Below are 15,607 nucleotides of genomic sequence, written 5' to 3'. Positions count from 1 at the left end.
CAATAATTAAAACTATTGGTCCAAGCAGTTTTAACAATTCTAACACGACATCATTTTTAGTAATTTTTTCATCTTTATTTTCATTTAAATTATTTGACATTTTTTACCTCAAAGTAAATTTTAGTTTTTTAGGAATTATTGGAATTTTTAAACTGAAAAAATATTACTTGGAGGTGCACGTGAAATTATTTGATTGAAAACAAAATTTAATTTGTGGTAATCAGTTTTAACGATTTGATAATTAAAATATTTTAGATGAGATTTTAAATCAAAATCATTTAATGAAATTTGAACATATTTAATATTTTCAACACTTGTTTCATTTCCATTTGTTTTTTGTGGACTATTTACTTTCCCGGGAATAATTGCAAATTCCGAAATCGGTAAAGAATAAATGAAATCATTTGTGTTGGATTGATGAAACGGAGATTCGCTGTACTTTAAAAGTGGATAACAAAAATAAAAAAATATTGCCGTGTAATTTACAATTGTAACAACATAATACTTTTTTATAATTCTTCTTAAACAATTAATCAATTATTTATACCAAAAAATATTTTGCAAACATAATCAGAAACTTTTAGCAAAAAAAGAATTAAATTATTGTTCAGAAAATCAGTTTAGTATTAAAGTATTTATAAATATTACTCAAAACTAAATTCACTAATTTGAAAAATGAATTCATTTCACTTTGAAGAAAGGAAAAATCAATTTTTAGAAATTCATCAGAATGAAAAATCTGTAAGGAAATCAATTCTTTTACTTATTGAATTTCTGGAAGAATTATCTTTTGAAGATGATGAAAATTTAAAAGTAGTTTATTGTTTAGAACTTTTACCGCATTTAATTGAATCCTTAAATCTTTATTCCGCATTTGGAATTGAGCCAAATCATACAATAAAAATAATTGGTACAATAAAAAAGTTTTACAAATACATTCCGGAATTAGAAACATTAGAAATTGTAAAAAAGAACATTAACCGAATTGAATCCGAACTTAATATTTTAGATTCTGTTCTTAAAGGAAATAATATAAAAGGTAACTTAAGTTTTCCCGTAATAGAAAAATCAAAAAATCAGTTTGAAAATTTTGGTGCAGTTGAATATTTGCAAATTTCAATAAACAAAAATAGAAATTCTGAAAAAGTTGATTTTATTATTTCACCAAGTTTGCCGCATTTAGAAGAAAAACTTCAACATCAAATTGATACTTCTTGGAAATTTTCTGAAAATTTCTTCATTGCAAATTTTGGCAAATTTTTTCCAAACTTGGAAGTAACAATTAAGTTTGTTAATAAATTAGGAATTTATGAAGGCGATTCTTTAGGAGTTGCACTTACAATTGGTTTTATAAATGAACTATATAGATTTTATGATTTGAGAGAAAAAATATCTTACGAAAATGAAATAATTGCTACCGGCTCGGTAAATAAAAATGGTGAAATTGGTGGAATAGGTGAAGATATTATTAAGCCAAAATCAAGAATTGCTTTTTATTCTACTTCAGCAAAATTTATTCTTCCGTTTTCTGATTTCAAAAATTTAGAAAGTGAATTTGACGATTTATCAGAAAATTATCCAAATCGTAAACTTGAAATTTTGCCGGTTAAAAATATTTCAGATGTTTTAAACAGACGAGATATTATTAAAATTGAAAAACAAAATATTTTATTATGGAGTGCAAAAAAATTTCTTAAAAGTAAATTTGTTGTTCTGTTTTTGAGTTTAGTAATAACTGCTTTTCCAATATTTTATTTTTTGAATATTGATAAAAATCCCTTCAAAATTGAAATTGAAAATAGAAGTTATGTAATTAAAAATAGTAAGAATGAAGTTTTATGGTTAAAAAAATCAGCTGATTTATCTTACATTTTGAATGCAAGATTTAAGGATTCACCGGTTTCAATAAAAAATTTTGCAAATATTTATGACTATGACGGCGATGGAAAAAATGAAGTTTTATTAACTTATGCTGAAGATTATGCACCATTGATTTTGTTCAATCATAAAGGTGAAGAAATTTGGAAATATTTCCATCACGATAGTGTTGAAACGAATAATGAAAAATTTACTGGCCGTTTTGGAATTAATGGAATTATAGATACAATTCATAATGGGAGTGAAATTGAAATATTAATTTTTTTTCAGCACAATAATTATTACCCAAATGGAATTATGAAATTAAATCTTAGAACCGGAAAACAAATCAGCAAAATTCTTTGGCATTCCGGTGGAATTGTTGGTGCAGTTTTAAGTGATTTTAATAAAGATGGAATTAAGGAAATTATTGCGGGTGGAATTTCTAACGGAATGCACAGAGCTTTTTTATTTTCAATTGATCACAATAAGTTGGAAGGAACTTTTCCAACAAATAGAAATTATACTTTTTTAAATATGAAAATGGCAGATTTTAATAAATATATTTTATTTCCGCTTACGGATATGGGTGAACTTTATTTTAATAAATATAATTCTGTTTCACATGAACCGCTATTAGAAGGTAATAAATTAAGAATTTCAGTAAATGAAGGTAATGCAAATATCTATAAAAATATGTTTTGGTACGGGGTTGAGTTTAATAATAGTTTAATCCCAACGCACATTGTTATTGGAGATAATGCAAGTGTTGATAGAGATAAATTAGTTAAGAACGGAAAACTTAATTATCCACTAACAGATACTCGTGAGTTTAGAGAAAATATTATGAATAAAATTAAATATTGGAACGGAAAAGAATTTGTAAGTTTTTTCAATAAAAAATAAATAATCATACATTGAAATCTCAGTTAAAAAATACATTTCTTCAAGTCATAAATGTAATTCAAATCACACCATAAAATTAAATTTCTAAATCATTTTAACGATTATAAAATATTATTTAATAAGGGATTACCAAATGGGGGAGATTTGGATATTTTCTCTAATTATCTTTATCTCGGCAATTGGTTTTATTATATTCAAAAAATCAAAACCAAGTGAACGGGTGAGATATGGAGATTACGAAGGAAGGATCAAACATTTTACAGTAAAAATTGCGTTAAATCCGAAAGATGCTTGCGCATATTATGAACGCGGAGTTGCAAATTTAAAGATTCAGAATAAAAAAGCAGCACTTGAAGATTTAAAAAAAGCTGCTTCTTTGGGTGATACAAGAGCTTATGATGTAATTGACTTAAATAATCTTGAAGGAAATTTATTTCAACAGAATATGAAAATTTCTAATGAGATAAATTACGAAAAACTTAATGCGTACAAAGGTCCGCTTGAAGATTATGATAAAGCTATAAAATCAAACCCGCAAAATTCAACAGCTTATTTTATGCGTGCTGAGATTAAAGAATTGTATAAAGATCATTCCGGCGCTTTGGAAGATCTTAATAATGCATTGAGAATAAATAATAAATATGCTGTTGCATATTATAAGCGTGGAGAAGTTAAAATTAAACTTAATGATTTAGATGGAGCAAAATTAGATTTGAAAACGTCAGTTTCTTTGGGGTATAGCAAGGCTTCAAAACTTTTATCCAAAATTGATGTGTAAAAAAATCATAAAAATAATTTTTTAAAATTATATTTTAGATAACTCACATTAACGCAAAATTCATTCTCCCAATTTTCCTTGTAACTTTCAATATTTTGGAAATCAGAAACCAACAGAATTTTCTGCAACCAAAAACAATTTGCAAATTCATGTAGAAATTGAAATTAGAATTAAATACTGTGCTGCAAAATATGTAAAAAGTATAACGAATTGTGCTAAATAAAAACTTTTAACAAATCTATTGTATGCAAGAACTGAATCTGAAATCACAAACGAAATTATTCCCATTAAGAAAATTATATTTACATTATTTGGTGAAGGAAAAGTCCACTCTAAAGATTGCCAAAGTAGAAATAAAATAATTAGTGAATAAATAATTACAAAAATTTTATTGGAATTTATTTTACTAATTATCGCAAAATAAAAAGTTGAAAATATTAAAAATGTAATTGCAAATAAAATAATTGTAAATTGAAATTGAGAAGTTGATAATACAAAAATGATATAAAAAATATGTGCAATTAGAAATGATAATAATCCTTTAACAAAATTATTTTTATTCAATAAAAAAATATCACCCGTTAAAGAAAAAATAAATCCAAAAAGAATAAAAATTTTGTTAGATGAAAAACAATTTTCTGAGAATAAGAAGAAGCCAATAATAATAATCATTGGAATTGGTTTTGTGAAGTATGTAATACTTTTAATTTTATAATCGGCAACAAGATGAATTGCTACCGATATAATAATTAAAATTAGCGGGAGAAAATCTATTTTCAATTTTTTGAAGAAATTATGTTTTGTTTTTTTTCATCAATTCTATTCGTAACCAATCTAAAAATAAACAATGCTATTGCCGCAACTGAAGCAATTGCAACAAAATAATACCAAATAATATGAGCGTTTGCATAAATAGCTGTTCTTTCAATTTCAGAAATTCCAGCAGGTAATGTTGTTGGATCGGGACAATATGCATCCAATAAAAATCCGGAGATGAAAAATCCTATTAAGTATGAAAAGAAAGAATGCAAATGACTAAATCCCATGTAAGTTCCTTCTTCACCTTTGGGAGCTTGAAGCGCAAAATATTCCAAAAATCTTGGTGAAATAAAACATTCAGCCAAACCTTGAATTCCAATTCCTATAATCATCATAACAGTTAGCGGATGCATTGTGAAAAGTCCAAATATATCAACTGAGTTTCCTGTAAATGTTTCTAAAGTTTGACTTGAAGCCATTGCTAATGCAGATAAGGGCATAATCATCATTCCAATTAACATTACTGAAACAGCTTTTACTTTTTTGAAAAGTTGAGTAATAATAACAACAAAAAGTACTACAATAAGTGGATTAACATTTGCAAGCCATTCTGGTTTTGCTTCTTCTCCTAATAGTCTAATAACATATTTTGGCATTGTTGCATAAAGCTGATGTTGAATTAGCCAAAATCCGGAAACAATTAATGTTAAAATTATAAGTCTTGGTGTTGCAAAAATTGCCTTTAAGGATTTGAAAACATCTTTAAAAGTTTTACTTTTTTCTACACGATTTTCATCAATTTTAAAAATGAAAATTGCAAAAAGCAAAGCCAGAAGAGACATTCCGGCGGAAAAGAAATTCACATATTCTAAACCAATTCCTTGTCTAATTGAAGGCACAACGGTTTTACCACTGAAAGCTCCAATATTTACAACCCAGTAAAAAAGTGAAAATCCTCTTGCTTTATTTGCTTCGTTTGTAGTTTTAGCAACGGTTCCTGTAATAAGAGGTTTTATAAAAGACCCTCCGACAACGACAATTAAAAGAAAAAATATTACTAATATTTTTGAATGGAAAATTCCCAAGAAAAAATATCCAACTGTTAAAAACGCAAAAGCTAAAATGAGTCCGTTCTTAAAACCAATTTTATCACTAATTGCGCCGGCAAAAGGAGGAAAGAAGTAAATTAATGCCCCAAAAATTCCAGCAATAATTCCGGTTTCAATATCTGAAAACTTTACAATATTTGTTAAGTAAAGAGTTATTACAATAAAAAATCCATAGTAAGCAGCTCTTTCTAATAATTCCATAAAATTTGCGAGCCAAAATTCTTTTGGAAAATTCCAAGTTTCCAGATTTTTTTTATCTGTCACAAAAACCCCTATTTTAAAAAATGAATAATTATTTAGTAATGCGAATAATATCTCAAAATTTTCAAACAAATATAAAAATAAAATAGGTATAATTTTTTTTATACTTGACAAAAATTTTTTTTACTGATATAATTACCGTCAATATTATGAGACACTTAGAAAAAAATATTACTAGTAGCTTCTCAGTTGATGTAAACAACTCAGCAAACATCAATATTTTAATAAACCTACCAATTAGCATCGTGATTATTCTCGGTATTAACCTTATTCTCAGCCTTATTATTATTGGCTAGAATAAAAGGTCATTCCCGGAAATAAAATCCTAATATTAAATTTGGAATGACCTTAAAAGAGGTGTTAAATTGGTATAAATTTTTGAGGTCTATTTGAGATCTGATATAATTAAAAAAGGTTATGATAAAGCTCCGCACAGAAGTTTGTTAAAAGCAACCGGAGTTATTAAAAGTGATCAAGATTTTAACAAACCTTTTATTGGAGTTTGTAATTCATATATTGATTTAATTCCCGGTCATGTTCACCTTCAAGAATTTAGTAAAATTGTAAAGGATGCAATTAGGGAATTTGGCGGAATTCCTTTCGAATTTAACACAATCGGTGTTGATGATGGAATTGCAATGGGGCATATCGGAATGCGGTATTCTCTTGCAAGTCGCGAACTAATTGCAGATTCAGTTGAAACAGTTGTTGAAGCTCACCAATTAGATGGGTTAATTTGTATTCCAAATTGTGATAAAATTGTTCCCGGAATGTTAATGGGAGCTGTACGAGTAAATATTCCAACAATTTTTATTTCTGGCGGACCAATGAAGGCTGGAAAATTATCAAATGGAAAATCAAGCGATTTAGTGACTGTATTTGAAGGAGTCGGGAAATTTCAATCCGGTGAAATAAACGAAAGCGAATTAAAAGAATTAGAAGATTTAAGTTGCCCAACTTGTGGTTCCTGTTCGGGAATGTTTACTGCAAATTCAATGAATTGTTTAATGGAAGCTTTAGGAATGGCACTTCCGGGAAACGGAACAATTTTAGCAATTGATCCAGCTCGACATGAATTAGCGAAAGCATCCGCAAAACAACTCCTAACACTTATTGAAAAAAATATTAAACCTTCAGATATTATTACAAAAGAATCAATTAGGAACGCAATTACATTAGATGTTGCAATGGGAGGAAGTACAAACACAATACTTCATACTTTGGCAATTGCCAATGAAGCTGGAATTGAAATTGATTTAAATGATATAAATAAAATTTCAGAAAAAACTCCTAATATTTGTAAAGTAAGTCCAGCTCGTCCCGATATTCACATTGAAGATGTACATTTTTCTGGCGGAATTTCTGCAATTCTTAATGAGCTTTCTAAGAATGAAAATTTATTATCAAATAATGTTATAACAGTAACCGGAAATTCGCTTTTAGAAAATGTAATGAATTCTAAAATTCTAAATAATGATGTAATAAAAACATTAGAAAATCCGTATTCGCAGACCGGAGGATTAGTTGTCTTATTCGGAAATCTCGCTGAAAATGGTTCAATTGTTAAAGCAGCAGCTGTTGAAAAGGAAATGTTAGTTCACAAAGGTCCTGCAGTAATTTTTGATAGTCAAGATGAAGCACTTGAAGGAATTAAAAATAAAAAAGTTAAAGCCGGAGATGTTGTTATTATTAGATACGAAGGACCAAAAGGTGGACCCGGAATGCCGGAAATGTTAGCGCCAACAAGTGCAATTATGGGTATGGGTTTAGGGAGTAAAGTTGCATTAATCACGGATGGAAGGTTTTCCGGAGGAACTCGCGGAGCTTGCATCGGACATGTATCTCCCGAAGCTGCAGAAGGCGGAACAATTGCTGTTGTAAAAAATGGTGATATAATTTCTATCGACATTCCAAATAATAAATTAGAAGTTATTTTAAGTGAAGAAGAAATAAAAATTAGAAAAAGTAAATTGGAAAAGTTTGAACCTAAAATTAAACGGGGATATTTAGCAAGATATACTCAAATGGTAACATCAGCTAATACTGGAGCAATATTAAAAATCTAAACTTTATGATGGAAGGAAAATAAAATGAGTCCAACTAAAAAACTGTCTGGTGCAGAAATATTTTTTGAATCATTAAAAAAAGAAAATGTTGAAGTAATTTTCGGATATCCCGGAGGCGCAACATTAAAAATTTATGAAAAACTCTATGACATTGATTTCCTTCAACACATATTAGTTAGACATGAACAAGGTGCAACTCATATGGCTAAAGGTTATGCAATGGTTACCGGAAAACCTGGGGTTGTTTTAGTTACTTCCGGACCTGGTGCAACAAACACAGTTACCGGAATTGCCGATGCTTATATGGATTCTGTTCCGCTTGTTGTTTTTACCGGACAAGTTGCAACTCACTTAATTGGTAATGATGCATTTCAAGAAGCTGATATTGTTGGAATCACTCGGCCAATTACTAAACATAATTTTTTAGTTCGTTCAATAGAAGAATTGGCGCCAACTATTCAAAAAGCATTTTACATCGCTTCTACCGGAAGACCTGGACCGGTTCTTGTAGATCTTCCAAAAAATATTATTGCTATGGAAACAGAATTTGTTTATCCATCAAAAACTGATATTAGAGGTTATAAACCTCAATATAAAGGTCACATAAATCAAATTAAAAAAGCTGCGCAAATAATTCAAAATGCTAAAAAACCATTATTGTATGTTGGCGGTGGAGTTATTATGTCGGATGGAAATAAAGAACTTCACGTTTTGGCAAAAGAAACCGGAATTCCCGTAACAATGACTTTGCAAGGTTTAGGAGCATTTCCGGGAACTGATCCACAATCATTAGGAATGCTTGGTATGCATGGAACTTTTTGGGCAAATATGGCAATTAATGAATGTGATTGTTTAATAGCTTTAGGCGCTAGATTTGACGATCGTGTTACCGGAAACATCGAAACATTTTCTCCAAACTCATATAAAATTCATGTTGATATTGACCCAACAGCAATTGATAAAAATGTATTAGTTGATCTTCCAATTGTTGGAGATGTAAAACATGTAATTGCTGAAATAGCAAGTGAATTAAACGGTAAAGCAGATTTAACTGAATGGTGGAATCAAATAAATCACTGGAGAACAGAGTGCCCACTATGTTATGAAAAAGATGATATAAAATTACGTACAGAATATGTAATTGAAAGAATATCAGAAAAAACAAAAGGCGATGCAATAATTGTTACCGATGTTGGTCAACATCAAATGTGGGTTGCGCAATATTATAAATTTGTAAATCCAAGATCTCATGTTACCAGCGGTGGTTTAGGAACTATGGGCTTCTCTGTTCCAGCATCAATTGGAGCAGCATTCGCAAATAAGGGTAAAACCATAATTTCATTTAATGGAGACGGTGGTTTCCAAATGAATATACAAGAATTAATAACAGCAGTAGCTTATAAACTTCCCATAAAATTTATAATTCTCAATAATAGCTTTTTGGGAATGGTTAGACAATGGCAGGAATTATATCATGCAGAAAAATATAGCTTTACTGATTTAAGTAAAAGTAATCCGGATTTTACAAAAGTTGCTGATGCTTTTGGTGTTAAATCATTTTCAACAGATAAAATTGAAGAAGTTGATGAACTTATTGATAAAGTTTTAAATTATAATGATGGTCCAACTCTTATTGAATTTAAAGTTGTGAAAGAAGATATGGTATTTCCAATGGTGCCTTCTGGCGGTTCTGTTAGTGATATGATTGTAAAAAGACTAAATCCTAAAAAAATGGTGTAATATATGAAAAGAATAATTTCTGTTTTAGTAGAAAATAGGTTTGGAGCTTTTGATAGAGTTGCAACAATGTTTAGTGGAAAAGGATTTAATATAGACTCTATTTCAATTGGTCAAACTGAAATTGAAGAAGTTTCTCGAATGACAATTGTTACCGAAGGTAATGATCAGATTTTAGATCAAGTTGTAAAACAATTGAATAGGTTGATTGACACAATTAAGGTAGTTGATTTAAGTAAGGAACCGAAAACAGTTCGTGAACTTGCACTTATAAAAGTAAGTCTTGAAAATAATTCTATACAAGAAATAAAAAATTTAAGTGATATTTTTAGAGGTAAAGTTGTTGATATAAACAATAAAAGTATTACTTTGGAAATTACCGGACCTCCAGAAAAAATTGAAGCTGCTGTGAATATATTCCTTCCATTTGGAATTAAAGAAATGGCGAGATCTGGAACCATTGCGATGAAAAGAGGAGAACAAATTCAACCTGCAAGCAAAAAAAATAAATTAAAATAAATGGAGTAACAATGAAAGTTTATTATGATCAAGATGCGTCATTAGAGTTACTAAAAAATAAAAATATAGCGGTACTTGGATATGGAAGTCAAGGACACGCGCATGCACTAAATCTAAAAGATAGCGGAATGAATGTTTGTGTTGGGCTTAAAGAAAACAGTAAGAATTGGAAAGTTGCTGAAGAAGCTGGATTAAAAGTTTATACAGTTTCAGAAGCGGTAAAAAATTCCAACGTTATTATGATTCTTTTACCGGATCAAACTCAGAAATCTGTTTACGATTCTGAAATTGCTCCATATCTAAAAGAAAGTGATACATTAGCTTTTGGTCATGGATTTAATATTCATTATAAACAAATTGTTCCTCCAGCAAATGTAAATGTAATGATGATTGCACCAAAAAGTCCGGGGCATTTAGTTCGCAGGACTTATGAACAAGGAAATGGAGTTCCGTGTTTAATTGCAGTTCATCAAGATTATACCGGAAACACACTTGATTTAGCATTGGCTTGGGCAAAAGGAATTGGCGGAACTAAAGCCGGAGTTATCGAAACAAATTTTAAAAATGAAACTGAAACAGATTTATTCGGTGAACAAGCTGTGTTGTGCGGCGGTTCGGCAGAATTAATTAAAGCCGGATTTGAAGTTTTAGTTGAAGCTGGATATCCACCGGAATTAGCATATTTTGAATGTATGCACGAAATGAAATTAATTGTTGATCTTTATTATGAAGGCGGACTTTCAAGAATGAATTTTTCTGTAAGTGATACTGCGGAATACGGCGGAATGACAAGAGGTCCAAGATTAATTACTCAAGAAACGAAAAATGAAATGAAGAAAATTTTGACAGAAGTTCAAGACGGAAGTTTTGCAAATGAATTTATAAGTGAAATTAAAAATGGATCACCAAATTTTAGCAATCTTCGCAAGTCAAATCAAGAACATGGAATTGAAAAAGTTGGCGGTGAATTAAGAAATATGATGTCTTGGCTTTTAAAGAATAAAAAGTAATTGAGGATTTATGAATTATAAAATTGCACTTTTACCTGGAGACGGTATTGGAATTGAAGTTACAAATGCTGCTGTAAAAGTTATAAGTTTTATTGCAGAAAAATTCAATTTAAAAATTGAATTTAATGAATACGCAATTGGCGGAAATTGTTATGATAAATTTGGAACTCCGTTAACCGAAGAAACTCTTCAAGGATGTTATAATTCCGATGCGGTATTTCTTGGAGCTGTTGGCGGATTGCAATGGGAAAAACTTCCGCATCACTTAAAGCCGGAAGCGGCTTTGCTTAAGCTAAGGGAAAAATTAGAGCTTTTTGCAAATATTAGACCGGCAAGAATTTATCCTTCCATGTTGGATAATTCTACATTAAAAAAAGATGTTTTGGATGGAACTGATTTTATTGTTCTTAGAGAATTAACCGGCGGAATTTATTTTGGTCAACCGCGCGGTATGGATGAAAACAAAGGCTGGAACACAATGATTTATTCAACTCATGAAGTTGAACGAATTGCAAGAAAAGCTTTTGAGATTGCCGCAAAAAGAGAAAAAGTTGTAACAAGTGTTGATAAAGCAAATGTTCTTGAGGTTTCACAATTTTGGCGAAATGTGGTAGAGAAAGTTCACAAAGATTATCCGGATATAAAATTGAATCACATGTATGTTGATAATGCGGCAATGCAGCTTGTACGAAATCCTAAACAATTTGATGTAATTCTAACTGGAAATATTTTTGGCGATATTTTAAGCGATATTTCCGGAATGATAACCGGAAGTTTAGGAATGTTGCCATCGGCAAGTTTGGGAAATAAATATTCGCTTTATGAACCGGTTCATGGAAGCGCACCGGATATTGCCGGACAAAACAAAGCAAATCCTATAGCAGCAATTTCTTCTGCAGCAATGATGTTTGATTTATCATTTGGTATGACTAAAGCCGCAGAAATTATTGAGAAAGGAATAACATTAACATTAGATGAGGGTTTTAGAACTTCTGATATTGCTACTTCAGAAAGTAAAGTTGTTTCAACAACAGAAATGACATCGCTAATTATCAATAATATAGAAAAGGTTTTTACGGAAGAAGCTATCGGAGTGTTTTTACTTTAGTAATTCAAATTTGAGGAAATTATGAAAGAAAAAATTATAATATTTGATACTACGTTACGCGATGGCGAACAATCTCCGGGAGCCTCATTAAATATTTATGAAAAACTTGAAATTGCGCATCAGCTTGCAAAATTAAATGTTGACGTTATTGAAGCGGGTTTTCCGGTTTCTTCTCCCGCACAATTTGATGCCGTTCATGCAATTTCCTCGGAAGTGGAAAAAATTATTGCCGGACTTTCCAGAGCGAATGAAAAAGATATTGATGCAGCTTTTAAAGCTTTACAGCCGGCTAAATATAAACGCATTCATACTTTTACTAGTACTTCGGATTATCACATTCTTGGAAAATTTGGTCATGAAAAATATGGCATTTCTCTTGAGGAAAAACGTAAAACAATTCTTAAAATGACTTTTGATTCTGTTGCGTATGCAAAATCTTTATGCAGCGATGTTGAGTATTCTGCAGAAGATGCCGGAAGAACAGATATCGGATATTTATCGGAAGTAATTGAAGCAGCAATTGAAGCCGGTGCAAATGTTGTAAATATTCCGGACACAACCGGATATACTTTTCCAACAGAATTTGGAAATAAAATAAGAGAATTAAAAAGTCGTGTTAAAAATATTGATAAAGCGATTATCAGCGTTCATTGTCATAATGATTTGGGTTTAGCAGTTGCAAATTCAATTGCTTCAATAGAGAATGGTGCAAGACAAGTAGAGTGCACAATAAATGGAATTGGTGAGCGCGCCGGAAATGCTTCGTTGGAAGAAATTGTTATGGCGTTAAAAGTCCGCGGAGATTTATTAAATTTTGATACAGATATAAACACAAGAGAAATTTATAATTCTAGCAAATTGGTTTCCGGATTTACCGGAATTTTGGTTCAACGGAATAAAGCAATTGTTGGCGAAAATGCGTTTGCACATGAATCCGGAATTCATCAAGATGGTATGTTGAAAAACAGAGAGACTTATGAAATAATGACTCCGGAAATTGTCGGATATCCCAAAACCAAAATTATTTTAGGAAGACATTCTGGAAGACATGGATTAAAATCAAGATTAAATGAACTTGGCTATGAAGTAAGCGAAGAACAATTAATTCAACTTTATGATGAATTCACAAAACTTGCTGATAAAAAGAAAGAAGTATTTGACGAAGATTTGCGAATTTTAATGGGTGATACAATTTCTCACAAAGATGATTTATATTCATTAGATCATTTGCAAATTACTTCCGGATCAAATTCAATACCAAATGCGGTTGTGCGAATTAAAGTCGATGGAAAAATTATTCAAGAATCTGCAATTGGCGATGGACCAATAGATGCAGTATTTAACGCAATTGAGCGTGCTTTAAGTATTCATCCGGAAGTTGAATCATATAATGTTAGATCTGTTACATCCGGAAGACAAGCTTTAGGTGAAGTTTTAGTAAGAATAAGAAGTAACTCTAAATCATTTACTGGAAGAGGAATTTCAACAGATATTATTGAAGCAAGCGCATTGGCTTATTTAAGTGCGTTAAATAAAAAAAATACATCAATTCAATTAGATAAAAAATTTAATTCACAAAGTGAATTGACAAAAGTTGTATAAAGGATAAAACTATGGGCATGACAATTACTGAGAAAATATTAGCAAAATCTGCCGGATTGAGAAATGTTACTCCGGGCGAAAGCGTTTGGTTAAATGTTGATACTTTAATGACACACGATGTTTGCGGACCACCAACTATTGGTATTTGGAAAGAACAATTTGGTTCAAAAGCAAAAATTTGGGATAAAGATAAATTAGTAATTTTCCCGGATCATTATATCTTTACAGCAAATAAGCATGCAAACAGAAATGTTGAAATTCTTCGCCAGTTTGCAAGTGAATACCAAATAGATAATTATTATGATGTTGGCACTGAAAGATACAAAGGAGTTTGCCATATTGCACTTGCAGAAGAAGGTTACAATGTTCCCGGAAAAGTTTTAATTGGAACGGATTCACATTCATGTACTTCCGGAGCTTTCGGAATGTTTTCAACCGGAGTTGGAAATACTGACGCGGCATTTATTTTAGGTACTGGAAAAATTTGGGAAAAAATTCCGGATACAATGAAATTCACATTTAATGGATTATTGCCGGAATATTTAACTGCAAAAGATTTAATTCTTGCAATTCTTGGAGATATTACAACTGATGGTGGGACATATCGCGCATTAGAATTTGATGGAGAAGGTGTTTTTTCACTTGATATGAATGAAAGAATGACTCTCACAAATATGGCAATTGAAGCTGGAGCTATGAATGGAATTATTGCCGCAGATCAAATTACAGAAGATTATGTGAAATCTAAAGGTGTGTATGAATATGAAATTTTTAATAGTGATGTTGATGCAAAATACGTAAGCAAATTTAATTATGATGTAAATAAAATGGAGCCATTAGTTGCAAAACCTCACAGCCCCGATAATAGAGACACTGTAAGAAATGTGGAAGGGACAAAATTGACAAAAGCATATATTGGCTCGTGCACGGGCGGAAAACTTTCTGATTTCAAATTTGCATCAAAAATTTTATTTGGGAATAAAGTTAAAGTTCCGACTTTCGTTGTACCTGCTTCTACTCAAATAGCAAAAGATTTGGAAATAGAAACATATAATGGAATTTCACTGAAAGAAATTTTTGTCAATGCCGGTTGCGTTATTGCTCAAAGTTCTTGTGCAGCTTGTCTTGGCGGACCAGATGATACAGTTGGAAGAAGTGTTGATATGGATGTTGTTATTTCAACAACAAATAGAAATTTCCCCGGAAGAATGGGAAGTAAGAAATCATCAGTTTATTTAGCTTCTCCGTTAACGGTTGCAGCCTCTGCAGTAAATGGAATAATAACTGATCCAAGAGATTTTCTGTAATTAAAATGTTATTTAAAAATTAGGTTAACATGGAAAAAATTATTAAAGGTAAAGCATTTGTTTTGGGAAATAATATTGATACAGATCAAATAATTCCCGCAGAACATTTAGTTTATAGTTTAACTGATGAAGATGAATCAAAGAAATACGGACAATTTGCATTATCCGGAGTTCCGATAAATCAAGCGGGTTTGCCAAATGGTGGAAAGCCATTTATAGAGGATGGACAGTATTTATCAGAATTCAATGTGATTATTGGCGGTTCAAATTTTGGCTGCGGATCATCAAGGGAGCACGCTCCATTTGCACTTAATAAAGCTGGCGTAAAAGCAATAATTGCAGAATCTTACGCTAGAATTTTTTACAGAAATTCTGTTGACGGCGGATTTTTAGTTCCATTAGAATCAAATCAAAAATTAAATGAAATAATTGCAACTGGTGATGAAATTGAAATTGATTTGGAAAATTATCAGCTAATAAATAATTCAACTAATTCTGTTTATTATCTTAAGCAACTTGGAAGCGTACTCCCGATTGTTGAAGCGGGCGGAATTTTTGAGTATGCTAGAAAAAATAACATGATATAAA

13 protein-coding genes are annotated in these 15,607 nt (G+C 30.8%); 10 read left to right on the top strand and 3 right to left on the bottom strand.

The genetic code is table 11. From position 1 onward, the window contains the following. Positions 1–147: 147 nt before the first annotated feature. Positions 148–537 (bottom strand): hypothetical protein, encoded by a 390-nt coding sequence (locus IPM32_17255; protein MBK8946997.1) that lies wholly within the window; start codon positions 535–537, stop codon positions 148–150. Positions 538–675: 138 nt separating this feature from the next. Here IPM32_17255 and IPM32_17250 point away from each other — a divergent pair, with 138 nt between their 5' ends. Further along, on the top strand, positions 676–2,763 hold the full coding sequence (locus IPM32_17250) for a hypothetical protein (GenBank protein MBK8946996.1): 2,088 nt from the start codon (positions 676–678) through the stop codon (positions 2,761–2,763). Between the two features lie 133 nt (positions 2,764–2,896). Beyond that, complete coding sequence (locus IPM32_17245) at positions 2,897–3,541, top strand: hypothetical protein (GenBank protein ID MBK8946995.1); 645 nt, start codon at positions 2,897–2,899, stop codon at positions 3,539–3,541. A gap of 147 nt (positions 3,542–3,688) precedes the next feature. Here IPM32_17245 and IPM32_17240 read toward each other — a convergent pair whose 3' ends face one another. Both IPM32_17240 and IPM32_17235 read right to left on the bottom strand, forming a co-directional pair. Next, positions 3,689–4,321: a lysoplasmalogenase gene (locus IPM32_17240; GenBank protein ID MBK8946994.1), complete on the bottom strand. Its 633-nt coding sequence runs from the start codon at positions 4,319–4,321 to the stop codon at positions 3,689–3,691. Next, positions 4,318–5,610, bottom strand: coding sequence for an MFS transporter (locus tag IPM32_17235; GenBank protein ID MBK8946993.1), 1,293 nt, complete (start codon positions 5,608–5,610; stop codon positions 4,318–4,320). The genes IPM32_17240 and IPM32_17235 overlap by 4 nt, the downstream gene beginning before the upstream one ends. Positions 5,611–6,059: 449 nt before the next feature. Here IPM32_17235 and ilvD point away from each other — a divergent pair, with 449 nt between their 5' ends. Genes ilvD through IPM32_17195 form a run of 8 tightly spaced genes read left to right on the top strand, consistent with a single transcriptional unit; the run spans position 6,060 to position 15,606 of the window. Then, positions 6,060–7,736 (top strand): dihydroxy-acid dehydratase, encoded by a 1,677-nt coding sequence (gene ilvD, locus IPM32_17230; GenBank protein MBK8946992.1) that lies wholly within the window; start codon positions 6,060–6,062, stop codon positions 7,734–7,736. A gap of 24 nt (positions 7,737–7,760) precedes the next feature. Beyond that, on the top strand, positions 7,761–9,476 hold the full coding sequence (gene ilvB / locus IPM32_17225) for a biosynthetic-type acetolactate synthase large subunit (GenBank protein MBK8946991.1): 1,716 nt from the start codon (positions 7,761–7,763) through the stop codon (positions 9,474–9,476). 3 nt (positions 9,477–9,479) lie between these two features. Continuing rightward, entirely contained in the window at positions 9,480–9,992 is a 513-nt protein-coding gene (gene ilvN, locus IPM32_17220; protein MBK8946990.1) for an acetolactate synthase small subunit, read from the top strand. Positions 9,993–10,003: 11 nt separating this feature from the next. Continuing rightward, complete coding sequence (ilvC, locus tag IPM32_17215) at positions 10,004–11,002, top strand: ketol-acid reductoisomerase (GenBank protein ID MBK8946989.1); 999 nt, start codon at positions 10,004–10,006, stop codon at positions 11,000–11,002. Positions 11,003–11,012: 10 nt separating this feature from the next. Further along, a complete protein-coding gene (gene leuB, locus IPM32_17210; GenBank protein MBK8946988.1) occupies positions 11,013–12,110 on the top strand; it encodes a 3-isopropylmalate dehydrogenase in 1,098 nt (365 codons plus the stop codon). A gap of 21 nt (positions 12,111–12,131) precedes the next feature. Continuing rightward, on the top strand, positions 12,132–13,712 hold the full coding sequence (locus IPM32_17205) for a 2-isopropylmalate synthase (GenBank protein MBK8946987.1): 1,581 nt from the start codon (positions 12,132–12,134) through the stop codon (positions 13,710–13,712). A gap of 11 nt (positions 13,713–13,723) precedes the next feature. Further along, complete coding sequence (locus tag IPM32_17200) at positions 13,724–15,019, top strand: 3-isopropylmalate dehydratase large subunit (protein ID MBK8946986.1); 1,296 nt, start codon at positions 13,724–13,726, stop codon at positions 15,017–15,019. Positions 15,020–15,048: 29 nt separating this feature from the next. Next, on the top strand, positions 15,049–15,606 hold the full coding sequence (locus IPM32_17195; protein MBK8946985.1) for a 3-isopropylmalate dehydratase: 558 nt from the start codon (positions 15,049–15,051) through the stop codon (positions 15,604–15,606). The last annotated feature ends 1 nt before the right edge of the window (position 15,607 follow it).

It is taken from the genome of Ignavibacteriota bacterium (assembly GCA_016716225.1).
Classification (GTDB): domain Bacteria; phylum Bacteroidota; class Ignavibacteria; order Ignavibacteriales; family Melioribacteraceae.
This window is presented reverse-complemented; position numbering and strand designations above follow the sequence as displayed.